Consider the following 24731-nt stretch of genomic DNA (forward strand, 5'->3'; position numbering starts at 1 on the left):
CGCGCAAGCTCATCGGCTCGTAGGCCCGCGGGGCCGTACGGTCGCCGCGTCGCACGGCCGCGCGCCCCGCAAGCCCTCACGCGTCAGAAGACGTCCGGGCACCACGGGCGGCGCGACGTCCGCAGCAGCGCGTCCGCCGTCGCCGCCGCCCCCTCGCGCTCCTCCCGCACCCGGCCCAGCGCGGCGAGCCGCACCGCGGACTCGTCGCCTAGGTACAGAGTTCCCAACTCCCCGACGTCCAGGGTCAGATCGGGCGAGCGCGTCGTCGGGGCGCAGGTCGCGCCGTCGGGGGCCGCGTCCAGGAGGTAGCGGCCGGAGGCCAGGCCCGCGGGGTCCCGTACGTCCAGGACCAGGGCGGCCGTCGTTCCGTACGTACGGGCCTCCAGCAGCCGCGGCACGTCCAGCGGCCGGAGCCACAGATAGTCGGCGTGGGTGATGACGCGGGCCGCGCGGGGGTCGCCGAGCAGGAGCGGGAGCACGTCGTCGGGGGCGCGGTGGCCGCTGCGGACCTTGGATATCCAGTCGACCGACAGGACGAAGTGCCACAGGGCGCGCTCGGCCGCGGGCGAGGCGGCGAGCAGGCTGCGCACGGCCGCCGTGTTGTCGGGCAGCTTGCCGTCCCAGCCCTCCTCGACCTGGTACGAGAGCAGGCCGTCGACCGTTCCGTCCGGGCCCCGGTAGACGGCGTAGAAGGGTTCCTTCCACGGCTCGTCCGACGAGGTGGGGGACAGCGCGCCGGTCTCCAGCCGCCACCAGCGCTCGCTGCGGTCTATCAGGCCGGGCCGTACCGCGCGGAGCCGTTCGTGGAAGGCGGGGCCGAGTTCCCGTACGGCCTCGGGGGTCGCGAAGTCCACCCGGCCGCCGTCCGCGGGGCCCGCGTACCGCCGGTCGAGGGCGGTGCGCGCCACGTCGATCTCCCACTCGGTGATCCAGGTGGCGGGGCCGAAGCCGTACCGCCCGTAGATCGGGTATTCGGCGGAGATCAGCGTCGCGACGGCGTCGCCGCGCTCCTTGGCGAGCCGCAGATCGGCGTCCATCATGCGGCTGAGCAGGCCGCGGCGGCGGTGCGTCGGCGACACCGTCACATTGCTGATCGCGTCGGCCGGCACCGCGGCGCCGCCGACCACCGTGAGCTGCTGCGCGAAGCTGCGGAAGGTGGCCACGCAGCGGCCCGCGCCGTCCGGACCCGCCGCGAACGCGCCTTGCGTACGGGCGAGGTCGATGCCCGCCAGCCGGACCTCGACCTCCTCCTTGGAGACCGTGGGACGGCGCAGGAACCCGACGTGCATCGCCCGGCACCAGTCCGGGACGTCGGATTCGGCGATCGTACGGACCTGGACCTCTGGACTCATGGGCACACGCTAGGTGCGCCCGTCCGGGCCCGCACCCGAATTTCCCCGGGGAGGCGGGACCGCCTCAGAACGCCGCGCGGACCTCGCCCACCCGCTCGCCGCCGCCGAGCAGCGGTGCGTCGCCGATGCGGGCGACGACGGGGGAGTCGACGCCGAGGAGGATGAGCGCCCGCGCCAGTACGGGGCCGAGCGCGCGTCCGGATCCGTCGTCGATCTTGAAGGCGAGGGCCCGGCCGTCCGGCAGCGCCACGGCCTGCACGGCCTCCGCGCCCATCTTCGACAGGGCGCCCGGCACCTCGCTCATCAGCCAGGTGTCGGGGCGGCGGGTGCCGGCCACGTACTCGGGGTGGGCGCGCATCGCGTCCGCGACCCGCCGCTCCGCGCTGCCCGGCGCGGCCAGCACGAACGTGCGGAAGGCGCGGGCCAGGCCGGTCAGGGTCAGGGACATCAGCGGCGCCCCGCAGCCGTCCGTGCCCACGTGCGCGACGCGCTCGCCGCTCGCCTCCTCGACGACCTGGAGGACGAGCCGCTGGAGGGGGTGGTCCGGGGCGAGGTAGGAGTCCTGCGGCCAGCCGTTCGCGGCGCAGGCGGCGAGCATGGCGGTGTGCTTGCCGGAGCAGTTCATCGTGACGCGGTCGGGGGTGTGGCCGGCGGCCAGGTACGCCTGCGCCTCGACGGGGTCCAGCGGCAGGTCGGGCGAGGTCTGGAGGTCTTCCTCGGAGAGGCCGTACTCGGTGAGCAGCTTGCGCACCAGATCGAGGTGAAACGATTCACCGGAATGGCTCGCGGCCGCCAGGGCCAGCCGCTCGCCGGACAGCTCCAGCCCGGCCCGCAGCACCGCCGCGGCCTGCATCGGCTTGTTGCTGGAGCGCGGGAAGACCGGCGCGGACGCCTCGCCGAGCGCGAGCTCCACGCTCCCGTCGGCGGCCAGCACCACCAGCGAACCGCGGTGGCGGCCCTCGACGAAACCGGAGCGTACGACCTCGGCGAGGACCGGGGATATGGCGGCGTCGGCCGCGGGGCCGGCAGCCGCGGGGCTGGAAGAGGACATCGAGGGCCTTCCGGGGGTGCGCACTCCCCGGCGGTCCGGTGGAACCGGCGGCCCCGCGGACGTCAGGAGAGCAGATCGTCTACTTGTGCTTCTCCCTCACGGTACCTGCGGGCGATCTCCGCGCCGCAATCGTCCGCCGTGTGCTGAAGCTGCTGGCGGCGGCGCGACACCTGCTGCTCATAGCGGATGAGCCGGCCCATCGCCGTGTGCAGTTCCTGGTCCGTACGGGCCTCCAGGTCGGACAGCTCGACCTCGGAGAGCATGTCCTCGGCCAGCCGCCGGAACTCCTCGCTGTGCGGCATGCCGAGCGTCACATGCCGGGCGGAGGAGCGGTGCGTGGACGGCACGTCGGCGAGGATCTCCGAGAGCCGGTCGACCACCGGCGAACGGGGCGCCGTGCGCCGCGCCAGCTCGGCTCGCAGGATGTCGATGCGGCCCTGGAGCAGCCGCCGCACATAGCTGAGGTCGGCCTCGTCCTGCTGCGCGTCGCGGCGCAGCGTGCGCAGTTCGGCGAGGCGCAGCTCGGCCAGTTCCCGTACCGGCATGTCGGCCAGTCTTCCGGAGCGCTGGATCGGGGGTCTGGGCTGCAATGCTTCGCTCTGGAGCATGAGGCCGTCCTCGGTACGAGCCGCGCCGGCGCGGCCGGTGGTGGAGCGGGCAGTGGATACGGGGCCGGGTGTCTGCCCGGCGCCGGGTGTGATCATGCGTTTCCGTCCCCTCGGGCGGTGCGTGACCAGGTCACGTTGCCCACATAACGCACCGCCTGCACGCATCGTGCCACTCTGGGCGCCTCCGTCGCAGGGCGTCTGCACCCGAACAGCCCCGGACGGCCGTACACCGGGCCCAAGGCATCATGGTCCGTATGCGAGCTGTGGTGCAGAGGGTGGACGGGGCGAGCGTCGCCGTGGACGGCGAGACGGTCGGCGAGATCGTGGGCCAGGGGCTGTGCGTACTGGTCGGGGTCGGCCATGACGACACGGCGGAGAAGGCCGCTCAACTGGCCCGCAAGCTGTGGTCCGTACGGGTTCTGGAGGACGAGAAGTCCTGCTCGGACGTCGGGGCGCCGCTGCTGGTGATCTCCCAGTTCACCCTCCTCGGTGACGCCCGGAAGGGGCGTCGGCCCACCTGGAACGCGGCGGCGCCCGGCGAGGTCGCCGAGCCGCTGGTGGCCGAGGTCGTGGCGCGGCTGCGGGAGCTCGGCGCACACGTGGAGACGGGCCGCTTCGGAGCGGCCATGAAGGTCTCGCTCACGAACAACGGCCCGTTCACGGTGCTGATCGAGGTCTGAGGGGGCGGGCCCCGGCCGGGAGCCCCGGCGGCTAGGGCTCCGGGGCCCCCGGCCGGGAGCCCCGCGGCTACGGCTCCACGACCACTTCCTGTGCCGCCGCCGTGCCGTCCGCGATCAGTGCGGCGTCGAGGGGCACGTTCCGCTTCACCAGGGCGAGCGCGATCGGCCCCAGCTCGTGGTGGCGCGCGGACGTCGTGACGAACCCCAGCTGACGCCCCTCCGGGCCGTCCGCCGCCAGCCGCACCGGCGCGCCGTGCGCGGGCAGCTTCACCTCGCTGCCGTCGAGGTGCAGGAAGACCAGCCGCCGCGGCGGCTTGCCCAGGTTGTGCACCCGCGCCACCGTCTCCTGGCCGCGGTAGCAGCCCTTCTGGAGGTGCACCGCGCCGCCGATCCAGCCCAGTTCGTGCGGGATGGTGCGGTGGTCGGTCTCCAGGCCGAGCCGGGGCCGGTGCGCCTCGACGCGCAGCGCCTCGTACGCGAGCGAACCCGCGGCCGGCCCGTGCGCGGCGGCGAACCCCTCCAGGTCGGCCCGCGGCAGGAACAGGTCGCGGCCGTGCGGGGTCTCGCGCACCGTCACGCCCTCCGGCGCCGCGGCGATCGAGCCCGCCGGGAGGTGCACCACCGCGATGTCGGCGGTGCGGTCGGCGACCTCGACGCGGTAGAAGAACTTCATGCTTTCCAGATAGGCGATCAGCGCCTCCTGGGTGCCGGGCTCCACGTGGATCCACGTGGTCTCCCCGTCGTCGACGAGGTAGAGGGCGTGCTCGATATGGCCGTTGGCGGAGAGGATCAGCGCCTCCGTGGCCTGGCCGGCCGGGAGTTCGCTGACGTGCTGGGTGAGGAGCAGGTGCAGCCAGGCCAGGCGTTCGGCGCCGGCGACGGTGACCACCCCGCGGTGCGAGAGGTCCACGAAACCGGTGCCGTCGGCGAGCGCGCGCTGCTCGCGGAACAGGTCGCCGTAGTGCGCGGCGACTCCTTCGTCGGGGCCCTCGCCGGGGACGGCGCCGGGCAGCGACAGCAAAGGGCTCTTCATGCGTCCAAGCCTACGACTCGGCAGGCTACGACTCGGCGGCGGCGGCCTTACCGGCGCACTTCGCGCACTGCCCGAAGATCGCGAAGTGCTTCATGTCCGTGTCGAACCCGAACCGCTCGCGCAGCGTCTCGGTGAACGGCTCCGCGACCGACAGGTCGGCCTCGATGACGTCCGTGCAGTCCCGGCAGACGAGGTGTATGTGGTGGTGCCGGTCCGCGAGGTGGTAGGTGGGCGCGCCGTGCCCGAGGTGGGCGTGGCTGACCAGCTTCAGCTCCTCCAGCAGCTCCAGCGTCCGGTAGACGGTGGAGATGTTGACGCCCTTGGCCGTGCGCCGCACCTCGGTCAGGATGCCGTCGGGCGTCGCGTGCTCCAGCTTGTCGACGGCCTCCAGCACGAGCTGGCGCTGCGGGGTCAGCCGGTATCCGCGCTTACGGAGATCGCTCTGCCAGTTGGTGTCCACCACGCCGCCCAGTGTAGGCAGCCTCAGCCCGCGCGGACCTCCTTCAGGTAGCCGGCCAGTGCGGCGATGGCGGACGGGTTGCGGGGGCTCTCCACCAGGTCGACGTAGTCGAGGACGAAGACGCGGTGGTTCTTGACGGCCTTCACGTTCGCCAGCGGCGCGTAGGACATCAGGAACTTCTTCTTCTGCTCGGCGTTGGGCGACCCGTAGTTGTTGATCAGGATGACCTCGGGGTCGCGGTCGACGACCGACTCCCAGCTGACCGTCGCCCAGGTGTCCTTGAGGTCCCCCATCACGTTCGTCCCCCCGGCCTTGGCGATGATGTCCTGCGGCCCCGCGTACGCGCCCGCCGTGAAGGGCTTGTCCTGGCCGGAGTCGTAGAGGAAGACGGACGGGCGGTGGCCGTCCTTCGGCTGCCCGGCCTGGGCGTCGGCGACCCGCTTCTTGAAGTCCGCGACGAGCTTGTCCGCCCGGTCCTCGACGTCGAAGATCTTCCCCAGCGCCGTCAGGTCCGTGTACAGGGCCTCCAGCGGCGGCATCACGCCGCGCGACTTGGCGGAGGACCCGTTGCGGCAGGACTCGGTCAGCACGTACGAGCCGATGCCGAGCTTCTTGAGCCCGGCGGGCGTGAAGCCGTCGCCCTCGCCGAAGCCGTAGTTCCAGCCCGCGAAGACCATGTCGGCCTTCGCGTCGAGGACCAGCTCCTTGTTGATCTGCTTCTTGGACAGCCACTTGACCTTCTGATAGCCGTCCTTCCAGGGGACGTCCTCGCGGCTGGCCTTGTAGTCGGGCATCACGTACCCGGCCATGTGGTCCTCCAGGCCGAGCGCGAACATGATCTCGGCTATGCCCACGTCGTTGGTCACCACCCGCTGCGGCGCCTTGTCGTACGTCGCCTTCTGGCCGCAGTTCTCCACGGTCACGGGGTAGTGGCCCGCGCCCTTGGCCGTCTTGTCCCCGGATTTCCCGGACGACTTCCCGGAGTCGGAGGCGCCGACCTCGGCGCCGCAGCCGGTCAGGGCCAGGGCGAGGGCCGCGACGGCGGCGATGGCGGTGGCTGCGCGAGCGTGCATGGCGGGGGACGTCCTTCGGGTCACGGGGCGGTGGGGGCGACGGGGGCGGCGGGGGCGGCGGGGAGGCGGTCGAAGAGCAGCTGCGGAGCGCCGGACTCTGGATGCGGGACGCGGTGCGCCCGTACCCCGAAGACCTCGGCGAGCAGCTCGGGGGTCAGCACCTCGTGCGGCGGGCCCGAGGCCACGATCCGGCCGCGGGCGATGACGTACAGCACATCGCAGTGGCCGGCCGCCAGGTTCAGGTCGTGCAGCGCGGCCAGCACCGTCAGCCCGCTGTCGCGCACCAGCGACAGGACCTCCAGCTGCTGGGCGATGTCGAGGTGGTTCGTCGGCTCGTCCAGGACCAGCACCCGCGACTCCTGGGCCAGCGCGCGGGCGATCAGCACCCGCTGCTTCTCGCCGCCCGACAGGGTCAGGAAGCCGCGGTCGGCCAGATGGTCCGCGCCGACCCGGCCCAGCGCGGTGGCGCAGGCGTCGGCGTCGGCGGCGGTGGCCCGCGCGACGGCCTTCTGGTGCGGCAGCCGCCCCATGGCGACCACCTCGGCGGCGGTGAAGTCGAACTCGTTCACCGACTCCTGCGGCAGCGCGGCCAGCGCCCGCGCCCCTTCCCGTACGTCCATGGCGTGCAGGTCCGCGCCGTCGAGGCGGACGGTCCCGGCGGCCGGGCGCAGCGCCCGGTAGACGCAGCGCAGCAGGGTCGACTTGCCGCTGCCGTTGGGGCCGACGAGGCCGACGAGCTGCCCGCTCTCCGCCCGCAGCGTGATGTCCTCGACGATGCGGGCGCCCGCTATCGCGACCGACAGGTCCTCGACGTCCACGCGCATCAGGCGCCTCCGAAGGTGTAGCCGCGGCGGCGCATCAGCAGCACGAAGCAGGGCACGCCCACGACGGCCGTGATGACGCCGATGGGGAGTTCCACGGGCGCGAGCAGCACGCGGGAGATGATGTCGACCCACACCAGCAGCACGGCCCCGAGCAGCGGGGCCACCGCCAGCACTCGCCGGTGGTCGGCGCCCACCAGCATCCGGGTGATGTGCGGGACCATCAGCCCGACGAAGCCGATCGCGCCGCTGACGGCGACCACGGCCCCGGTGACGCCCGCCGCGGTCACGAACAGCTGCTTGCGCAGCCGCCCGGCGTCCACGCCGAGGGCCGCGGCCGTCTCGTCGCCCATGGCCAGGGCGTTCAGCCGGCGCGCGGACCAGGCGAGGTGCGCGAGCCCGGCGAGCACGGCGCCGGCCGCGATCGGCACGGAGTCCCAGGACGCCCCGCCCAGGCTGCCCAGCAGCCACATCATCGCGGACCGGGCGGCCTCGGCCCGGTCGGAGCTGAAGACCATCAGGGTGCTGATCGCGGAGAAGCCGTAGTACATGGCGGTGCCGGTCAGCACGAGGCGCAGCGGGGTCAGGCCCTGCGGGGTGCGGGCCGCCGCGTAGACGAGCGCCATCGCGGCGAGCGCCGAGACGAACGCCGCCGCCGACAGCGCCCAGATCCCGAGCGCGCCCAGCGCGCCGAAGATCAGCACGGCGTTGGCGCCGACCGCGGCCCCGGAGGAGATGCCCAGCACGAACGGGTCGGCGAGGGCGTTGCGGACCATGGCCTGGACGGCGACGCCGATGGCGGAGAGCCCGGCGCCGACGATCGCGGCCAGCAGCGCGCGCGGGAAGCGCAGCTCCCACACGATCGTGTAGGCGGAGACGTCCTCGGGCGCGATCGTCCCGCCGGTCAGCCCGGCCCGCAGATAGCCGAACACCGCGCCCCAGGTCAGGCCGGAGTAGCCCATCGCCACCCCGCAGGCCAGTGACAGGAGCAGCGCCACGGCGAGCGCGGCGACCAGCGGCGGCAGGGGCAGGCGGCGCGGTGGGGGCGGGCCGCCGGGCGCGGTGCGCGCGCCGTCGGCCGGGGAGGTGATCGCCACGGTGGAGTCGGTCGCCTTCGCCTCGGGCCGCTTCCGTACGTACGGAGAGGCTGCCCCGAGCGGCGCTCGGCCGGGCGGCGTCCCCTCGCAGTCCACGGCGAGTTGTCAGGAGCTGTGGCCGCCGCGGGTGATCGGGCTCGCGGCGCCGCGCGCTCGCACGCGGCACCGCCCACCGTTGCGGGTCAGCGCCGGATTCTCACCGGACTTTCCCCGCGGGGCCGTGATCTTGAGGTTGTCGGGCTGGTCGCCCCGGGCTTCCTGCCTGCGGAAGACCTACTTGAAGAAGGCGATGCCGTCGTCGGGCAGGTCCTTCAGGTCCTTCGCCCATTCGCTCGGGTCGACGACCTTCTTCAGGTGCGCCGACATGTACGGGCGCAGCGGCACGTCCGGCGTGGACTTCTCGCCCACCCACATGAGGTCGCTGTTGACGTAGCCGTAGAGCCGCTTGCCCCCGCTGTACGGGCCGGCGGCGGCGGTCCGCGCGATGGCGTCGGTGACCAGGTCGATCTGCGGCTTCTGGTCGGCCAGCTCGCCGTACCAGATCTCCACCACGCCCTGGTCGCGGACCATCACGACCTCGACCTTGCGGTCCTTGTCGATGCGCCAGTAGCCGGTCTCGGTCTCCAGCGGAGCGACCTTGCGGCCCTCGCCGTCGAGCCGCCAGCTGTGCGAGACGTACTCCAGGAAGTCGCGGCCGTCGTGCGTGAAGGTCACTTCCTGGCCGAAGTTGCACTTCTCGGTACCGGGGAAATCGGCGACGCCCGCTCCCTCCCAGTTGCCGAGGAGGAAGGCGAGGGGCACGAGGTCCGGGTTCAGGTCGGACGGGATCTCGATCATTGGCTCAGGCGATCTGTAGGCGGAGGGAGGGGGTCAGCGCTGGCCCTGGTACAGCTTCTTCACGGACAGGCCGGCGAAAGCGATGACGCCGACGGCGACCAGGACCAACAGGGCGGTGAAGAATGCCTCAAGCACGAGCGCGCTCCTAGGGCGGGGAGTGAGGGTGTACGGACCGTGGCCGAGTCTAGTCGCCGACGGTCGCGGCGGCGCTGTGAGGTCCGCCGCGCGCCCGGTCCGGCGGAGTGGGGCGGGTGCGCGGGCTTCTAGAGTGGGCCCATGGCGAAGAAGCTCGTGATCAAGGTGACGGCGGGCGCGGACGCGCCCGAGCGGTGCTCGCAGGCGTTCACGGTGGCGGCGGTCGCCGTCGCGAGCGGCGTCGAGGTGTCGCTGTGGCTGACGGGCGAGTCCTCGTGGTTCGGCCTGCCGGGCCGGGCGGCCGCGTTCGAGCTGCCGCACGCCGCGCCGCTGCCCGACCTCATCGAGGGCATCACGGCGGGCGGCGGCATGATCACGGTGTGCACGCAGTGCGCGGCGCGCCGGGACATCGAGGAGAAGGACCTGATCGAGGGCGCCCGGATCGCGGGCGCGCAGGTCTTCGTCAGCGAGATCATGGCGGACGGCGTGCAGGCGCTCGTGTACTGAGGTCCGTACGGGCCCGCGCTCTCAGCGGCGGTGCTTCTTGCCGTCCAGCTCGTCCCACCAGCGGTCGGACTCCTTGTCGCCGGAGGGCGCGGACGGGTTCGGCGGCTCGTCCCACCAGCGGTCGTCGGGGCCCTTGCGGTTCGCGACGATCGCGGCGACGGGCGGGATCACCATCGCGACCAGGCACATGCCGACCGCGGCGGGGACCGACCAGATGCGTACGACGCCCCACGCCAGGACGAACAGCGCGATGCACGTGCCCATCATGGCGAAATACCAGTGCCGCCTTCGCGCGTACATGCCTCCACCGTACGACCGGGGGCCGGGCGGCGCGAAGGGCCGCACCCCGCCAAGGCGTCCAACCCCGGGGTGCGGCCCTTCGGCCGTGCGAGTGCCGTCCCCGTAGGACGGCCGGCGCCTCAGACCGCGATGGCGACCTCGGCGAGGCCGCCGCGCTGGGCGACGACGGTGCGGTCGGCGGTCGCGCCCGGCACCAGCGCGCGCAGCGTCCAGGTGCCCTCGGCCGCGTAGAAGCGGAACTGCCCGGTCGCCGAGGTGGGCACCTCGGCGGTGAACTCGCCGGTGCTGTCCAGCAGCCGGACGTAGCCGCTGACGGGCTCGCCGTCACGGGTCACCGAGCCCTGGATGGTGGTCTCGCCGGGCTTGATCGTCGCCGCGTCGGGGCCGCCGGCCTGTGCTCCACACATATGGGGGTCCTTGAGAGTAGAGGGGTGTAGCGGGAGGGGTGCTCAGTTGGCGCCGAGCTCGATCGGGACGCCGACCAGGGAGCCGTACTCGGTCCAGGAGCCGTCGTAGTTCCTGACGTTCTGCTGGCCGAGCAGCTCGTGCAGCACGAACCAGGTGTGCGCGGAGCGCTCCCCGATGCGGCAGTACGCGATGGTGTCCTTGGACAGGTCGACGCCGGCCGCCTCGTAGATCTCCTTCAGCTCGTCGTCGGAGCGGAAGGTGCCGTCGTCGTTGGCCGCCTTCGACCAGGGGATGTTGCGGGCGCTCGGGATGTGGCCGGGGCGCTGGGACTGCTCCTGCGGGAGGTGCGCCGGGGCGAGCAGCTTGCCGCTGAACTCGTCGGGGGAGCGCACGTCGACCAGGTTGAGGCTGCCGATCGCGGCGACGGCGTCGTCGCGGAAGGCGCGGATGCTCAGGTCCTGGTCCTTGGCTTTGTACTCGGTCCGGGCGCGGGTGGGCACCTCGGCGACCAGGTCGCGGGAGTCGAGCTCCCACTTCTTGCGGCCGCCGTCGAGGAGCTTGACGTCCTGGTGGCCGTAGAGCTTGAAGTACCAGTAGGCGTAGGACGCGAACCAGTTGTTGTTGCCGCCGTAGAGGACGACCGTGTCGTCGTTGGCGATGCCCTTCTCGGACAGCAGCGCCTCGAAGCCGGCCCGGTCGACGAAGTCGCGGCGCACCGGGTCCTGGAGGTCCTTCTTCCAGTCGATCCGTACGGCGTTCTTGATGTGGTTCTTGTCGTACGCCGAGGTGTCCTCGTCGACCTCGACGATGACCGTCTTCGGGTCGTCGATGCGGGCCTGGACCCAGTCGGCGTCGACCAGGACGTCGCTGCGGCTCATATATCTCTCCTCCGGGGCAGTTGCGGCGGTGCGGGCGATGCGGCGGTGCGCGGTGCGGGTGCGCGAGGGGGCGCGGCGGCACGGATACGCGGCGGCACGGGTGCGGCGCTGAGCGTCGGGCCCTTGCGGGGCCGAGGGAAGAACGGGAGGTCAGCGTCGCTTCAGGCGCTGTGACAGAGCATGGCGGCGACGCGGCACAGGTCGACTGCCCGCCGCTTCGTGAGATCCGCCTGTCGCTTCATAGGCCCGATCGTAGGGACGGACGGGCGCGCATGTCACCGGGGTGTCGGATGGTGAGACGAAGCGTCTCGGAGTGTGGGATACGTGAAGGGGGCACATGGCGGGAAGGCCGTCGTGCGGCCCGTACGGACGCCCGTACGGGCCGTGCGCGGGTCACCCATCTGCCGTATGGACGCGGGCGTCTCGCTGCGTGGACGCGCGGCGGTTCAGCCCGCGAGCTCCACGTGGGAGCCGGTGACGGAGATGTCCATGCCCTGCTCGTTGGTGGTGATCTTGTCGAGCTTGATGCCGCGGGGCAGCCCGTCGATCCGCCGGTCGAAGTCGATCTTCTTGCGGATCAGGCCCTCCAGGCCCGGGATCTCCTGACCCGGCACGCTGTCCGCGTGCAGCCGGATGGTGTCGCCGTTCACCATCGTGACGGTCGACAGCACGCTGCGCTCCACGGTGCGGCCGAGCACCGGGACCGGGACGCCCGCGCTGACCTTCACCTGGCTCTTGCCGTCCTTGTCGCGGCCCCCGTAGGAGACCTTCACACCGGCGTCGGCGGCCTTGGAGAGGTCCTCGTACGAGATGTGGGCGGAGCCCGTCGCGTGGTCGGCGGTCGCGGACGAGAAGCTGCTGTTGATCTTCACGTCGTGCAGCGCCGCGTCGAGCTTCGTGACCCGGATCGAGTGGCCGCCCGCGCTGGCCGAGACGCCGTCGAGGTTGACGTGGACCTCGTCCAGCTTCGAGTCCGCGACCTGGGTCAGGAACGGGAAGCCCTTGATCGACACGTCCGGCTTCTCGCTCAGGTTCTGGCTGCTCTTGATCTTCTTGGCCGCCTCGTCCTCGGCGAAGTAGACCGCGATCCGGTCGGCCGCCACGAACAAGATGCCCAGCACCACCACGACGGTCAGCAGTATCCGCAGTCCGCGCATTGTTCTTCGCTCCCCCGCGCTCTAGGTCAGGCCCCCCGCCCGTGCAGTGAGCCTAACCGGAGTCGATCGCGAGTGCGGCCGGCCCGAGGGCTCAGGCCAGCGTGCGGCCGATCACGTAGACGACCGGGGCCGCCGCCGCGAGCGGCAGCGCGACGCCCGCCGTCATGTGCACGAACCGCGAAGGGTAGTCGTAGCTCGCCACCCGCAGGCCGATCAGCGCGCAGCCGCCCGCCGCCGCGCCCAGCAGCGCGCCCGACGGGCCGATGCCGGTCAGCTGCCCGGCCGCGACGCCCGCGCCCGCCGCGGCGACGAGGGAGACGACGAGCGAGGCCGCCGACGGCAGCGGCAGCGCGCGGGCCAGCACGGCGACCGCGACGCCGAGGGCACCGACCACGACGGCGTCGGAGTCCGCCGCCAGGTGCCCGGCCGCGACCACCGCCAGCCCCGAGGCCGCCGCGGCGGCCGTGAGCCCGTACAGCCGCTCGTCCGGCGTGCTGCGGCTGCGCAGCTGGAGGACGAGGACCAGCAGGATCCAGACGCCGACCGTGCCGATCAGCACGGTCGGCGCCTGGTCCGCGTCGGTGGCCAGCAGCCCGACGTCGGCGACCAGACCGGCCAGGAACGCCAGCGCGATGCCCTGCCGCGCGGGCCACATGCCGTTGAGCCGGAACCAGCCCGCCGCCGTGACCGCCTGGAGCAGCACCACGGGGACCGCGAGCACCGCCTGCGGCAGCGGCGCCGCCACGGCGAGCAGGACGGCCAGCACCGCGGTGATCACCGCGGGCCGGAGCCCCGGCGCGAGGATCTGCGGCCGGCCCTCGGCGCGTGCCTTCTCCGCGGCGGTCAGCGGAGGCTGCGGTTCCTGGGCCGCCGGCCCGGCCGCCTGCGTCTGCTGGGGCTGGGGCACGGGTACGTCCCGGCCGCCGTCCATCGGGGCGTACGCGGCGGGGGCGGGCGCCGCCGGGGACTGGCCGCCGTGCCACGCGGCCTGGCCGGCCGGCGCCTCCTGGTACTGGCCGGCGTACTGGCCGGTCCCGGTCCCGTACGCGGCGTACTCTCCCTGCCCCTGCCCCTGCGGCTGCGCCTGCTCGGGCGGCAGCGGTCCCGGCTGTCCGCCGTCCTGCGGGGCCGAGATCGTCTGCCAGGTCCGCGTGTCCCAGGTCGGGCCCGCCCAGGTCTGGGTGTGCTGCTCCTGGTAGCCGTCCTGGTGCGCGGGGTAGTACGGCTGCTGTCGCTGCGGCTCCTGTCCGTCTTGCGCGGGCCACGCTCCGGGGTCCTGCGATGCGTAAGGGTCCTGCGGCGCGTAGGGGTCGTGCTGCCCGTAAGGCTGCTGTCCGTACTGCTGATGCGGATACGGCTCGTGCGGGCGGTTCGGGTCGTACGGGCGGTTCGGGTCGTACGGGCGGTTCGGGTCGTACGGATCGTGCGGCTGATTGCTCATGGTGCGGGGTTCACCCTCCTGCGAAGGGCGGGAGCACCTCGACCGTGCCGCCCTCGGCCAATTGGACCGTCGTGTGGTCGCGCGTGCCGACGGGGTCCCCGTCCACCAGGAACGAGCAGCGCAGCAGCACCCGAGCGAACTCCGGCCGCTCCGTGTGCCGCCGCCGGGCCGCGTCCAGGGCCTCCGCGAGCGTCGCCGCCGCGTACGGCTCCTCCGCGGCGCCGGCGGCGGCCTTCGCCGCGGCCCAGTACCGGATGGTGCCGGCCGGTGCTGTCTGTGTCGTCGCCACGGCGACCCCTTTCCGTCAAGTGCCGCTCCCCATGATGACGGGTAGCGGCGGCGGCTCGGTCAGGGCATGGAAAAGGACGGGTCGGAATGGCTTCACCTCGCATATGGTTCCGATGTGTTGGTACGACTTCTGCGGGCGTATCTGAGGCCCTACTCCAAACCGATCGCGTTGATCGTGCTGCTGCAACTCGTGCAGACGCTCGCCACGCTGTATCTCCCGACCCTCAATGCCGACATCATCGACGACGGCGTCGTGAAGGGCGACACGGGCTACATCCTCTCCACCGGCGGCTGGATGATCGCCGTCACTGTGCTCCAGATCGTCTGCGCGATCGGGGCCGTCTACTTCGGCGCCCGTACGGCCATGGCCGTCGGCCGGGACCTGCGCGGCGCCATCTTCGACCGGGTCCAGTCCTTCTCGGCCCGCGAGGTCGGCGACTTCGGCGCGCCGTCCCTGATCACCCGCACCACCAATGACGTCCAGCAGGTCCAGATGCTGACCCTGATGACGTTCACGCTGATGGTCTCCGCGCCGATCATGTGCGTCGGCGGCATCGCCATGGCGCTCAACCAGGACGTGCCGCTGTCCGCGCTGCTGCTGGTCATCGTGCCCGTACTCGGCATCGTCGTGACCCTGATCGTGCGCCGGATGCGGCCGATCTTCCGCGGTGTGCAGGAGCGCATCGACATCGTGAACCGGGTGCTGCGCGAGCAGATCACCGGCATCCGCGTGATCCGCGCCTTCGTCCGCGACACCCATGAGCGCAAGCGCTTCACCGGCGCCAACGCCGAGCTGATGGACGTGTCGGTGCGGGCCGGCCGGCTGATGTCCCTGATGTTCCCGACCGTGATGCTGGTCGTGAACCTCTCGTCCATCGCCGTCCTGTGGTTCGGCGGTCACCGCATCGACAGCGGGGGCATGCAGGTCGGCGCGCTGACCGCGTTCCTCACCTATCTGATGCAGATCCTGATGTCCGTGATGATGGCCACCTTCATGTTCATGATGGTGCCGCGCGCGGAGGTGTGCGCCGAGCGCATCCAGGAGGTCCTGACCACCGACTCCAGCGTCGTGCCGCCCGCCGCGCCCGTCACGGAGCTGCGCCGGAACGGCCATCTGGAGCTGCGGGGCGTGGAGTTCCGCTTCCCGGGCGCGGAGGAGCCGGTGCTGCGGAACATCGACCTCGTGGCCAGGCCGGGGGAGATGACGGCCGTCATCGGGTCGACGGGCAGCGGCAAGTCGACGCTGCTGAACCTGGTGCCGCGGCTGATCGACGCGACGGACGGCGCGGTGCTGGTCGACGGCGTGGACGTACGCGACCTCGACCCCGCGACGATGGCCGAGGTGATCGGGCTGGTCCCGCAGAAGCCGTATCTCTTCTCCGGGACGGTCGCCTCGAACCTGCGGTACGGCAAGCCCGACGCGAGCGACGAGGAGCTGTGGCGGGCGCTGGAGACCGCGCAGGCCCGCGACTTCGTGGAGCAGATGGAGGAGGGGCTGAACGCGCCGATCGCGCAGGGCGGCTCCAACGTCTCCGGCGGGCAGCGCCAGCGCCTCGCCATCGCCCGCGCGCTGGTGCGGCGGCCGGAGATCTACCTCTTCGACGACTCGTTCTCGGCGCTGGACTACGCGACGGACGCCCGGCTGCGGGCGGCCCTCGCGCGGGACACGGAGCGGGCGACGGTCGTCATCGTCGCCCAGCGCGTGTCCACGATCCGCGACGCCGACCGGATCGTCGTCCTCGACGAGGGCCGCGTCGTGGGCACCGGCACCCACACGGAACTGATGGCCGGCAATGACACGTACCGGGAGATCGTGCTCTCCCAGCTCACCGAGCAGGAGGCGGCGTGAGTACCCCGGAAAGGCCGGAGAAACCTGACAGCGCGCAGGACCCGGCCAACACCGACCAGCAGTCCGACCAGCAGACCGGGCCTCAGACCGACCAGCAGACCGGGCCTCAGTCCGACCAGCAGACCGGGCAGGAAGCGGGGCAGGAGGACGAGCCGCGCCGGGGGCCGGCGCCCGCGGCGGGCCCCGCGCGCTTCATGGGCGGGCAGCCCACCGAGCGCTCCATGGACTTCCGCGGCTCCAGCCGCCGGCTGCTGGCCTCCCTGCGCCCCGAGCGCGCGATCATCACGGTCGCCCTGCTGCTCGGCCTGGTGAGCGTCGCGCTGTCCGTACTGGGCCCGAAGATCCTCGGCAAGGCCACCGACCTGATCTTCGCGGGCGTGATCGGCCGGCAGATGCCGGACGGCACGACCAAGGCCGAGGCGGTCGAGCGGGTCCGGCAGCAGGGCAACGGCACCGTCGCCTCCATGCTCGACTCGATGGACTTCACGCCCGGCCAGGGCATCGACTTCGACGCCGTCGGGCAGGTGCTGCTCTGGGTGCTGCTGATCTACGTCGGCGCGGCCGTCTTCGGCTTCATCCAGGCCCGGATCGCCACCACCGTCGTCCAGCGGGCCGTCTTCCGGCTGCGCGAGGACGTCGAGCAGAAGCTCGCCAAGCTGCCGCTGAGCTACTTCGACAAGCAGGCGCGCGGCGAGGTCCTCTCCCGCGCCACGAACGACATCGACAACATCCAGACGACCCTCCAGCAGACGCTCAGCCAGATCGCCGCCTCGCTGCTGACCATCGTCGGCGTGCTCGCCATGATGTTCTGGATCTCCTGGCTGCTGGCGCTGGTCGCGCTGGTCACCGTGCCGCTCTCGATCATCGTGGCGACGCGGGTCGGCAAGCGCGCGCAGCCGCAGTTCGTCGCGCAGTGGAAGTCGACGGGCAAGCTCAACGCCCATATCGAGGAGATGTACACCGGCCACTCGCTGGTGAAGGTCTTCGGCCGGCAGAAGGAGTCCGCGCAGACGTTCCGCGAGGAGAACGAGGCGCTGTACGCGGCCAGCTTCAAGGCGCAGTTCATCTCGGGGATCATCCAGCCCGCGATGATGTTCATCGGCAACCTCAACTACGTGCTGGTGGCCGTCGTCGGCGGGCTGCGCGTGGCGAGCGGTTCGCTGTCGATCGGCGACGTGCAGGCGTTCGTGCAGTACTCGCGCCAGTTCAGCCAGCCGCTGACGCAGGTCGCCTCGATGGCCAACCTGGTGCAGTCCGGCGTCGCCTCCGCCGAGCGGGTCTTCGAACTCCTCGACGCCGAGGAGCAGTCCCCGGACGCCGCCGAGCCGCTGCGCCCGGAGCACGTGCGCGGGCAGGTCGCCTTCGAGGACGTCTCCTTCCGGTACGAGAAGGACCGCCCGCTCATCGACGGCCTCTCGCTCACGGTCAGCCCCGGCCAGACCGTCGCCATCGTCGGGCCGACGGGCGCCGGCAAGACGACCATGGTCAATCTGCTGATGCGGTTCTACGAGGTGAACGGCGGCCGCATCACGCTGGACGGCGTCGACATCGCCGAGATGTCCCGCGAGGAGCTGCGCTCCAACATCGGCATGGTGCTCCAGGACACCTGGCTGTTCGGCGGCACCATCGCGGAGAACATCGCGTACGGGGCCGAGTCCGCCTCCATGGACAAGATCGTGGAGGCGGCGAAGGCCACGCACGTGGACCGGTTCGTGCGGACGCTGCCGGACGGCTACGACACGGTGATCGACGAGGAGGGCTCGAACGTCAGCGTCGGCGAGAAGCAGCTCATCACCATCGCGCGGGCGTTCCTGGCCGAGCCCGCGATCCTCGTCCTCGACGAGGCCACCAGCTCGGTCGACACCCGCACCGAGGTGCTGATCCAGCACGCCATGGCCCAACTGCGGTCGGGGCGTACGAGCTTCGTCATCGCCCACCGCCTCTCCACCATCCGCGACGCCGACCTCATCCTCGTCATGGAGTCGGGCAACATCGTGGAACAGGGCACGCACGACTCGCTCCTGGCGGCGGACGGCGCGTACGCCCGGCTGTACTCGGCGCAGTTCGCGGAGCCGGTCGTGGAGGTCGAGGCGGGCTGAGCGCGCGGGGGTTCCGCGAGTGGGGGGAGGCCGGACGGTCCGGGCCTCCCCCCACTCGTATGGCGTGACCCGCTCGTATGGTGTGACGCGCTCGTACGGCGTGACCCGCTCGTACGGCGTGCGGAAGCGGTGGCGGGACCGCGTCCGGAGGCGGCTGCGGAAGAGTTGCCGGGGTTTGCGTTCGCGTATTGCGGATCTGGTCTGAACCTATTGACGCACGCTCGCCATGATCGGTAGATTCTCCAGCATCACGAACGCGGCGGCGGACAAGAATCCGCATAGCGCGGCTCGCTCGTACCTGAAGAATTCAGCACACCGGATCACGGGGGTTTCAGTGTCGCAGATTCACAGCACGGTCTTGAAAAGAGCCGATTCCGCCGTTCGCCTCTGTAGCGACTGACGCCGCCCCGCCGCAGCGCGCCCGCGCCTGCCGCGCCGGCCTGCGTCGAATTCCTCATCGAACCACCGGAGCCCGGCTTCCGGCAGGCCGCTCCGCCCTCCCCGGGCTCTCGCCCGCGGGTGCAAATCTGTGTGCTCGCACTTTCCCGTCAGCGTCGACGCCAGGAAAGTCATTCAGTCGCGGGCAGTTACCGAAGGAATGTTCATACGGTCGTCACTCAGCTGTCGGCCGGTAATTCCCCGGCGCTTTCGCGCGCCGAATTCGGCCTGCCCTGCGGAATATCCGTCGCGCCCCTGTGTGCGCTATTTCCCGCATGTCATCGGTAAATCCCTGAACGTTACATCGGCTCCATCGGGTTCACGTTAGACGAAAGGGTCCTCATGACAGTGAACGCTGACCTCACGCTGGCCCAGAAGTTCGATATAGATGGTTTTGTCCCCACCGGGCGCCTGCTCTCCGCGTCGGAGGTCGACACCTACCGGGACATCTACGACCGCTTCCTGGCCGGCGAGATCGAGAGCGGCGACAAGCGGTCCGACCTCGGGTCCCACGTGCCGCGCCGGGACGGCGTGCGGGAGAACATCACCCAGATCATGTGGCCGTGCGCCCTCTACGAGCCGCTGCTGGACATGCCGCTGCACGCCCGGGGCCTGGCCGTCGCCAAGGCGCTGATCGGGGACGACGCCGTCCTCGACTTCGACATGCTGATCCACAAGGACCCGCGCACCCACGTGCCGACGCCGTGGCACCAGGACGCGGCCTACTGGATCGACCTGCCCGACAAGCGGGCCGTGTCGATCTGGGTCGCGCTGGACGACACCGAACTCGACAACGGCTGCATGTGGTACGTCCAGGGCTCCCACCGGAAGCCGCTGCGCACGCACTACCCGACCAGCGACGGCAAGAACATCATGTGCGACTGCTCCGAGGACGAGCCCGGCGCGACGGCCGTGCCGGTCACCGCGGGCGAGGGGATCGCCCACTCGGGCACCACGCTGCACTACTCCCGCGGCAACGCCACGGACTCCGTCCGCCGCGCCTACATCCTCAACTTCCGGCCCGCCGAGATGCTCCGGCTCGAACGGGAGCGGGGCTACGACGTGGGCCTGACCGACAACACGCGGCTGGTGCGCAATTCGGCCGCCGGTGAGGCAGTCGGCGAGGCAGCCGGTGAGGCCGCGGGCGAGCAAGACGGCGGTGGCCGGCGGTGAACCCACCCGATCCGCACCTGGCCGGCATCATCGTGGTGAACGAGAGATATTTCCCCGACGACGAGCAGGTCCCGGCGCACGTCGGCGCGACCTCCTTCGCCCGCTCCGTACTGCGCTGCCTCCAGCGGGCCGGCCTCTCCGCCGGGGCCATTCTCTACAAGCGGGACGAGGAACTCGACGAGCCCTGGGTGCATCTGGAGCGCCGGTCCGGCGTCCTGTGCGCGATACTCCGGTTCCATTTCGACATGCGCGACAGCGCGGTGGCCGACGCCATCGCCGGGGCCGCCCACCGGCTGCTGGCCGAACAGGACATCGACGGCCCGGCGATGCTCTATTACCAGACGGACGCGCTACTGGGCTTCCACCCCGAGGAATTCGCCTGCTGCGTGACCCATCACGGGCCGTTCGTCTACGACTTCATCGGCACATTCCCCGCGGTCGCCACCGGCTGGGCCTTCGGCGACGCCGACAAGGCGCTGCATCTGCTGAAGTACCAGGAACTGGGCCTGGACAAGGTGCGCGCCAGCGACCGCATGTTCGTACTCCAGCACTCGCATCTGCAACGCCGGCACCTGGTCAGCCGGGGCGTCGACGAGCGGCGCATCCTCGCGGTGCGCCCGCCCATCCCGCTGCTGGACACGACCGAGTCCCTGGCCGACGGCGAGCTCCGGGACTTCGTCGACGACGCCGAACTGCTCGTGTTCACCGCCGTGGCGCGGCTGGACTACTTCAAGAACATCGAGCTCCTCGTCGACGCCGGGGTCAGGGCGCGCGCCCGCGGCATTCCGGTGCGCATCCTGGCCGTCGGCGACGACCGCGACGACCACGCCGCGCGGGAGCGGCTGCGGGCGCGCGTACCGGCGGAGCACCGCGCGGACTTCCTGGCCGCGGGCCGGCTCTCCAAGCCCCAACTCCACGCGCTGTTCCGCCGGGTGAAGCAGAACGGCGTGTTCGTCTGCCCCTCGCGCTACGAGACGCTGGGCATCACCCCGCTGGAGGCCGCGCTGTCCGGCGTCTGCACCCTCATGACCGACGCGGACACGGTGGAGGCGCGCAGGTACTTTCCCGCGGCCCACCGGTTCGCGCCCACCAGGGACGGCCTGGCCGACGCGATCGAGCGGATGTACACCAGCCACCTGGGCGTCGAGCAGCTGGGCAAGGAGCTCCAGGGAGGCATCTCGGCCGAGGTCTCCGAGGAGAACTTCGAACGCGACGCGCTCAGCGCCTGGGGCCACTTCTCGCGCGCGGCGCGGCGGCTCACCGTGCCCGTGGCGGACCCGGTGCCCTGAAGGCCGCCGCGGGCCGGAGCGGCCGGCCCGGTGCGGCGGCCTCCGGCGGGCGGCGGCGGATCAGATCGGATCGGATCAGCTCGGCTCGAACCAGTCGGTCATGGCCTGGTACTCCGCGGCCGGCCCGTCGTCCGACGCGGTCCAGATGCCCGTGGCGTTGTCCCGCTCCCACTCCGCGTGCCGGGCGTTGATCGCGGCCACGAAGTCCGCGGCCAGCCGCGCCGCCTCGTAGAGGTCCTGGTCGGTGCTCTGCCCGCTGGCGCCGACGATCTGGCCGCGGACCTCCGCCGAGTGCCCGTACCGGAAACCGCCCGCGCCGAGCAGATGGGGATCCACATGGACGGCCTCGCCGTTGTTGCGGCCCAGCCGCCGGTGGGCGCCGGCCTTGGCGGCGGCGTTCGGCAGGAAGGCGTGGCCGCCGTCGCCGACGGTGATCACCCCGAGGACCGCCTCCTCATTGGGGGTCCAGGGGCCCGCGGTGGCGTCCATCAGGACGAAGCCCATCGCGGCCCGCGGGTACCTGCCGCGCGGCGCGTCCGCGTCGTCCGCGGTGTGCTGGCGCCGGATGCTCGCGGCCCGGAGCAGCCCCGCCTCCAGCAGTACGGCGTCGAGCCCGGCGTCGTCGAGCGCGTAGCTGTACGGGTTCCGACGGTGCGCCACTTGGACCTTCAGTCCGTCGGGCGAGACAGCTGTGGCGCCGGTCATACCAACCTCCAGGAAGGGGTGCGGGGTTGAAACCGCACTGATGCGATCACGGGCGGCCGACGTCCGCCTATGACCGGGATCACTTCAGGAAGCCAGAGCAGGGATCAGGAAGGGAAACGACATGACACGTAGGACCGAGGGCGTCGTGGCGAAGGTCGCGGAGCGGCTCGCCGACCACGCGGCCCTCTCCGTCGACCAGGGCGCCCGCGACATCAGCGCCACGTCCTGGGAGCTCAGCGAGCCGTACGTCGTGGAGGCCGTCAAGCGGCTGGAGCGGCTCGCGGCCGACGACGCGGCGGCGACGGCGGCGTACGCGCGGCTGCGGAGCGAGCCGGCGAGCCCGGCCGCGCACGCCGGGCTGACCGACGCGCTCGCCGCGCTGCTCGGCCCCCGCCCCGAGGACACCGCCGAACTCGGCGCCTGGCTGGACGAGACCGAGCAGCGGACCGACATGGGCTACCACGTCGGCGCCGCGTACACGCCGGACGCCGCGCCCGCGCCGCTGACCAAGGTCCGCGAGTGGGCGGCCGCCCGCACCGGCGGACGCCCGGCCCCCGGCGGCCACGACCTGCTGGTGGTCGTGCCGTTCCGGGACGGCGACGCGGGTCACCGGACCCGCAACCTGCTCTCGTGCCTGCTGGCCCTCGGCGATCAGACGCTGAGCGCCGACCGGTACGCGGTGACCGTGGTCGAGGCCGACGACCGGCCGCGCTGGCGGGACGTGATCGCCCCGCACGCCAACCACTATGTGCACGCGCCCAACGGCGGGCTGTTCAACAAGTCCTGGACGATGAACGTGGGCGTGACCAACACCCCCGGCCGGCCCGGCTACGTCTGCATGCTCGACGCGGACGTCCTGCTCGACCGGGACTTCCTGGAGCGCAACCTGGAGCGCATCGCGACCGGCGAGCACGCCGCGCACCTGCCGTACCACCGGGGCGGCCTGCTCGCCCTCGACGACCCCTCCAGCGACCGGGCGCTCCTGCGCCGCCTCGGCGAGGGCCGCGCGACGCCCGACCCCCGGGAGCTGCGCGGCCAGCTGCTGCTGGCCGCGCCGGGCGCCAGCGTCTGGGCGGACGCCGCGCTCTACCACCGCATCGGCGGCTTCGACGAGCGGTTCGCCGGCTGGGGCGGCGAGGACGACGACTTCGTGGAGCGGCTGAGCCGGCACGGCGACTTCGTCCGCTTCGACGACACGGTGATGCACCTGAACCACCCGCGCCCCGTGATGCGCGTCGAAGGCCGCGCCTTCAACGCCCATGTGGAGATGGGGACATGGGACGGCTCGGAGGGATACGGGCTGATCGACGCCTACGCCGCTCCCTGACGCCGCCCCGCCGGCCTGTACGCCCCAGGGGTCTCTTCGGGCCCTCGCCAGCTGATCTGTTTGGAGTGCGAACAATGCGCATCATGTCGACCGGACACGCGGGACTGATGGTGGAGACGACGGCAGGCAGCGTCCTGTGCGACCCCTGGTTCAACCCCGCCTACTACGCGTCGTGGTTCCCCTTCCCCGACAACTCGGGACTGGACCCGTCCGTCCTCGGCGGGGCCGACTACCTCTACGTCTCCCACCTGCACCGGGACCACTTCGACCCGGAGTGGCTGCGCCGCCATATGTCGAAGCGGGCGACCGTGCTGCTGCCCGACTATCCGGTGCCCGATCTGCGGGACGCTCTGGAGGACCTCGGCTTCCGGTCCTTCGTCCAGACGCGCGACAACGAGGTCACGGAGCTGGACGGCGGCCTGCGCGTCCTGATCAGCACCGTCACCAGCCCGGCCGACGGGGAGATCGGGGACTCGTCCATCGCGCTGGACGACGGCACCGTGCGGATCTTCAACCAGAACGACGCGCGGCCCGTGGACAGCGGGCCGATCGAGGAATTCGGGCCGCTGTCCGGCCATTTCCTCCAGTACTCCGGCGCGATCTGGTTCCCGATGGTCTACGAATTCCCGGAACGGATGAAGTCCACGCTGGGCCGGCGCAAACGCAGAAACGGCATGGAGCGCGCGCTGCGCTACATCAACCAGTACGACGCTTCTCATGTCTTCCCGTTCGCCGGTCCGCCGTGCTTCCTGGACGACGACCTGTTCCACATGAACGACTTCGAGAACACCGACGACAACACCTTTCCCGACCAGATGGCGTTCCTGGAGTTCCTGTCGGAGCAGGGCCGCAGCAACGGGCATCTCTTCCTGCCGGGGACCGCGGTCGAGCTGGGGCCCGAGGGGCACTGCGCCATCGAGCAGCTGCCGCAGGAGGTCATCGACGACATCTACCTGGACCGCAGGGGCTATCTGGAGCGCTACCGGGAGCGCGCCCGCCCGGTGCTGGCCGCGGAGCGCGCCTCCTGGCCCCGGGACAGCAGCGATCTGCTCGGGCAGCTCACCGACTGGGTGGAGCCGCTGCTGGGCCGCGCGGACCATCTCTGCACCGGGGTCAACGGCCGGGTCCTCTTCGAGATCCAGCCCGACGGCGGAAACGGCGAGAAGGCGGATTCGGAGCACATCGTCTTCGACTTCCTGGACCGGCGGGTGAAGCGCTGGGCGGGCGAGGAGTGCCGCTACACCTTCCGCATTCCCCGGCCCCTCGCCGAGGACCTGGTGCGCCGCCGGGAGCAGGACTGGGTGAACCACCTGTTCCTCTCCTGCCGGTTCGCCGCGAACCGTAAGGGCACATACAACGAATACATCTTCAGCTTTCTCCAGGCGATGTCCCCGCAGCGGCTGGAATACATGGAGCGGTATTACGCGGAGCGGGACGGCATGGGCAGCCTCGCCCGCGCCGGGGACTACGTGGTCCAGCGGCAGTGCCCGCACCTCGGCGCCGACCTGGAGCGCTTCGGCGTCGTCGAGGACGGCGTCCTCACCTGCCAACTGCACGGCTGGGAATTCGACTTGGCCACCGGAACCTGCCTGACCAGCGATGACCGCAAGCTGTTCAGTGAGTACGATCCTGCTCGGGCCGAGGGCGACCTTCCCTCGATACCGGTACTCGGCCCGTCCGCGGCGGACGACAGGAGCAACGTTTGACTCCTCCCCCTCGCGGACG

The 24731-nt window shown here is 71.6% G+C and carries 25 protein-coding genes and 1 riboswitch; of the genes, 8 read left to right on the plus strand and 17 right to left on the minus strand.

The features are described 5' to 3' along the window. Nucleotides 1-83 precede the first annotated feature (83 nt). The 3 genes from AB0I49_RS08780 to AB0I49_RS08790 form a co-directional block, all read right to left on the minus strand. Complete coding sequence (locus tag AB0I49_RS08780) at nucleotides 84-1352, minus strand: GNAT family N-acetyltransferase (RefSeq protein WP_363226130.1); 1269 nt, start codon at nucleotides 1350-1352, stop codon at nucleotides 84-86. Nucleotides 1353-1416: 64 nt separating this feature from the next. Beyond that, nucleotides 1417-2403 (minus strand): asparaginase, encoded by a 987-nt coding sequence (locus tag AB0I49_RS08785; RefSeq protein ID WP_363226131.1) that lies wholly within the window; start codon nucleotides 2401-2403, stop codon nucleotides 1417-1419. Between the two features lie 62 nt (nucleotides 2404-2465). Next, the gene (locus AB0I49_RS08790; RefSeq protein WP_363226132.1) at nucleotides 2466-3107 is read right to left on the minus strand and encodes an ABC transporter substrate-binding protein; all 642 of its coding nucleotides are present in this window, start codon (nucleotides 3105-3107) and stop codon (nucleotides 2466-2468) included. 158 nt (nucleotides 3108-3265) lie between these two features. Between AB0I49_RS08790 and dtd the strand changes: the two genes are divergently transcribed. Then, nucleotides 3266-3691 (plus strand): D-aminoacyl-tRNA deacylase, encoded by a 426-nt coding sequence (gene dtd / locus AB0I49_RS08795; RefSeq protein ID WP_363226133.1) that lies wholly within the window; start codon nucleotides 3266-3268, stop codon nucleotides 3689-3691. 67 nt (nucleotides 3692-3758) lie between these two features. Here the strand turns inward: dtd and AB0I49_RS08800 are convergent, their stop codons facing one another. From AB0I49_RS08800 to AB0I49_RS08825, 6 genes are all read right to left on the minus strand, one after another. Then, a complete protein-coding gene (locus AB0I49_RS08800) occupies nucleotides 3759-4724 on the minus strand; it encodes a folate-binding protein (protein ID WP_363226134.1) in 966 nt (321 codons plus the stop codon). Between the two features lie 25 nt (nucleotides 4725-4749). Further along, the gene (locus AB0I49_RS08805) at nucleotides 4750-5187 is read right to left on the minus strand and encodes a transcriptional repressor (protein WP_363226135.1); all 438 of its coding nucleotides are present in this window, start codon (nucleotides 5185-5187) and stop codon (nucleotides 4750-4752) included. 20 nt (nucleotides 5188-5207) lie between these two features. Further along, nucleotides 5208-6257 carry an ABC transporter substrate-binding protein gene (locus tag AB0I49_RS08810; RefSeq protein ID WP_363226136.1) on the minus strand — a complete coding sequence of 350 codons (1050 nt, stop codon included), beginning with the start codon at nucleotides 6255-6257 and terminating at the stop codon, nucleotides 5208-5210. Nucleotides 6258-6277: 20 nt separating this feature from the next. After that, the gene (locus AB0I49_RS08815) at nucleotides 6278-7081 is read right to left on the minus strand and encodes an ABC transporter ATP-binding protein (RefSeq protein ID WP_363226137.1); all 804 of its coding nucleotides are present in this window, start codon (nucleotides 7079-7081) and stop codon (nucleotides 6278-6280) included. After that, entirely contained in the window at nucleotides 7081-8169 is a 1089-nt protein-coding gene (locus AB0I49_RS08820; RefSeq protein WP_363226393.1) for an iron ABC transporter permease, read from the minus strand. Before AB0I49_RS08820 ends, AB0I49_RS08815 begins: the two co-directional genes overlap by 1 nt. A 131-nt stretch (nucleotides 8170-8300) precedes the next feature. Continuing rightward, a riboswitch (cobalamin riboswitch) is annotated at nucleotides 8301-8386 on the minus strand. A 62-nt stretch (nucleotides 8387-8448) separates the two neighbouring features. Further along, nucleotides 8449-9012 carry an FABP family protein gene (locus tag AB0I49_RS08825; protein ID WP_363226138.1) on the minus strand — a complete coding sequence of 188 codons (564 nt, stop codon included), beginning with the start codon at nucleotides 9010-9012 and terminating at the stop codon, nucleotides 8449-8451. 276 nt (nucleotides 9013-9288) lie between these two features. Here AB0I49_RS08825 and AB0I49_RS08830 point away from each other — a divergent pair, with 276 nt between their 5' ends. Beyond that, a complete protein-coding gene (locus AB0I49_RS08830) occupies nucleotides 9289-9654 on the plus strand; it encodes a DsrE family protein (RefSeq protein ID WP_363226139.1) in 366 nt (121 codons plus the stop codon). A gap of 21 nt (nucleotides 9655-9675) precedes the next feature. Here the strand turns inward: AB0I49_RS08830 and AB0I49_RS08835 are convergent, their stop codons facing one another. The 7 genes from AB0I49_RS08835 to AB0I49_RS08865 all read right to left on the minus strand — a co-directional run bounded on the left by AB0I49_RS08835 (nucleotide 9676) and on the right by AB0I49_RS08865 (nucleotide 14094). After that, nucleotides 9676-9954 carry a DUF3099 domain-containing protein gene (locus tag AB0I49_RS08835; protein ID WP_363226140.1) on the minus strand — a complete coding sequence of 93 codons (279 nt, stop codon included), beginning with the start codon at nucleotides 9952-9954 and terminating at the stop codon, nucleotides 9676-9678. A gap of 119 nt (nucleotides 9955-10073) precedes the next feature. Continuing rightward, complete coding sequence (locus tag AB0I49_RS08840) at nucleotides 10074-10361, minus strand: DUF1416 domain-containing protein (protein ID WP_363135692.1); 288 nt, start codon at nucleotides 10359-10361, stop codon at nucleotides 10074-10076. Nucleotides 10362-10403: 42 nt separating this feature from the next. Then, a complete protein-coding gene (locus tag AB0I49_RS08845; protein WP_363226141.1) occupies nucleotides 10404-11240 on the minus strand; it encodes a sulfurtransferase in 837 nt (278 codons plus the stop codon). A gap of 161 nt (nucleotides 11241-11401) precedes the next feature. Continuing rightward, the gene (locus AB0I49_RS08850) at nucleotides 11402-11482 is read right to left on the minus strand and encodes a putative leader peptide (protein WP_362163676.1); all 81 of its coding nucleotides are present in this window, start codon (nucleotides 11480-11482) and stop codon (nucleotides 11402-11404) included. A gap of 204 nt (nucleotides 11483-11686) precedes the next feature. After that, nucleotides 11687-12397, minus strand: a complete 711-nt coding sequence (locus tag AB0I49_RS08855) for a DUF2993 domain-containing protein (RefSeq protein WP_363226142.1) — start codon at nucleotides 12395-12397, stop codon at nucleotides 11687-11689. A 91-nt stretch (nucleotides 12398-12488) separates the two neighbouring features. Beyond that, the gene (locus tag AB0I49_RS08860) at nucleotides 12489-13838 is read right to left on the minus strand and encodes a hypothetical protein (RefSeq protein ID WP_363226143.1); all 1350 of its coding nucleotides are present in this window, start codon (nucleotides 13836-13838) and stop codon (nucleotides 12489-12491) included. A 10-nt stretch (nucleotides 13839-13848) separates the two neighbouring features. Further along, a complete protein-coding gene (locus tag AB0I49_RS08865) occupies nucleotides 13849-14094 on the minus strand; it encodes a MoaD/ThiS family protein (RefSeq protein ID WP_363226394.1) in 246 nt (81 codons plus the stop codon). Between the two features lie 147 nt (nucleotides 14095-14241). Here AB0I49_RS08865 and AB0I49_RS08870 point away from each other — a divergent pair, with 147 nt between their 5' ends. The 4 genes from AB0I49_RS08870 (at nucleotide 14242) to AB0I49_RS08885 (ending at nucleotide 20974) form a co-directional block, all read left to right on the plus strand. After that, the gene (locus tag AB0I49_RS08870; protein WP_363226144.1) at nucleotides 14242-15975 is read left to right on the plus strand and encodes an ABC transporter ATP-binding protein; all 1734 of its coding nucleotides are present in this window, start codon (nucleotides 14242-14244) and stop codon (nucleotides 15973-15975) included. 194 nt (nucleotides 15976-16169) lie between these two features. Further along, nucleotides 16170-18074 (plus strand): ABC transporter ATP-binding protein, encoded by a 1905-nt coding sequence (locus AB0I49_RS08875; RefSeq protein ID WP_363226395.1) that lies wholly within the window; start codon nucleotides 16170-16172, stop codon nucleotides 18072-18074. Nucleotides 18075-18854: 780 nt separating this feature from the next. After that, the gene (locus AB0I49_RS08880) at nucleotides 18855-19685 is read left to right on the plus strand and encodes a phytanoyl-CoA dioxygenase family protein (RefSeq protein WP_363226145.1); all 831 of its coding nucleotides are present in this window, start codon (nucleotides 18855-18857) and stop codon (nucleotides 19683-19685) included. After that, nucleotides 19682-20974, plus strand: a complete 1293-nt coding sequence (locus AB0I49_RS08885) for a glycosyltransferase (RefSeq protein ID WP_363226146.1) — start codon at nucleotides 19682-19684, stop codon at nucleotides 20972-20974. Before AB0I49_RS08880 ends, AB0I49_RS08885 begins: the two co-directional genes overlap by 4 nt. A gap of 75 nt (nucleotides 20975-21049) precedes the next feature. On the opposite strand, the gene AB0I49_RS08890 is transcribed toward AB0I49_RS08885, so the two are convergent. Then, complete coding sequence (locus AB0I49_RS08890; RefSeq protein ID WP_363226147.1) at nucleotides 21050-21679, minus strand: hypothetical protein; 630 nt, start codon at nucleotides 21677-21679, stop codon at nucleotides 21050-21052. A gap of 121 nt (nucleotides 21680-21800) precedes the next feature. Here AB0I49_RS08890 and AB0I49_RS08895 point away from each other — a divergent pair, with 121 nt between their 5' ends. Then, nucleotides 21801-23006 carry a galactosyltransferase-related protein gene (locus AB0I49_RS08895; RefSeq protein ID WP_363226148.1) on the plus strand — a complete coding sequence of 402 codons (1206 nt, stop codon included), beginning with the start codon at nucleotides 21801-21803 and terminating at the stop codon, nucleotides 23004-23006. An 83-nt stretch (nucleotides 23007-23089) separates the two neighbouring features. Beyond that, nucleotides 23090-24712 (plus strand): Rieske 2Fe-2S domain-containing protein, encoded by a 1623-nt coding sequence (locus tag AB0I49_RS08900; RefSeq protein ID WP_363226149.1) that lies wholly within the window; start codon nucleotides 23090-23092, stop codon nucleotides 24710-24712. Nucleotides 24713-24731: the final 19 nt, after the last annotated feature.

Origin of the sequence: Streptomyces sp. NPDC050617 (genome assembly GCF_040654795.1) — a bacterium.
GTDB lineage: Bacteria > Actinomycetota > Actinomycetes > Streptomycetales > Streptomycetaceae > Streptomyces.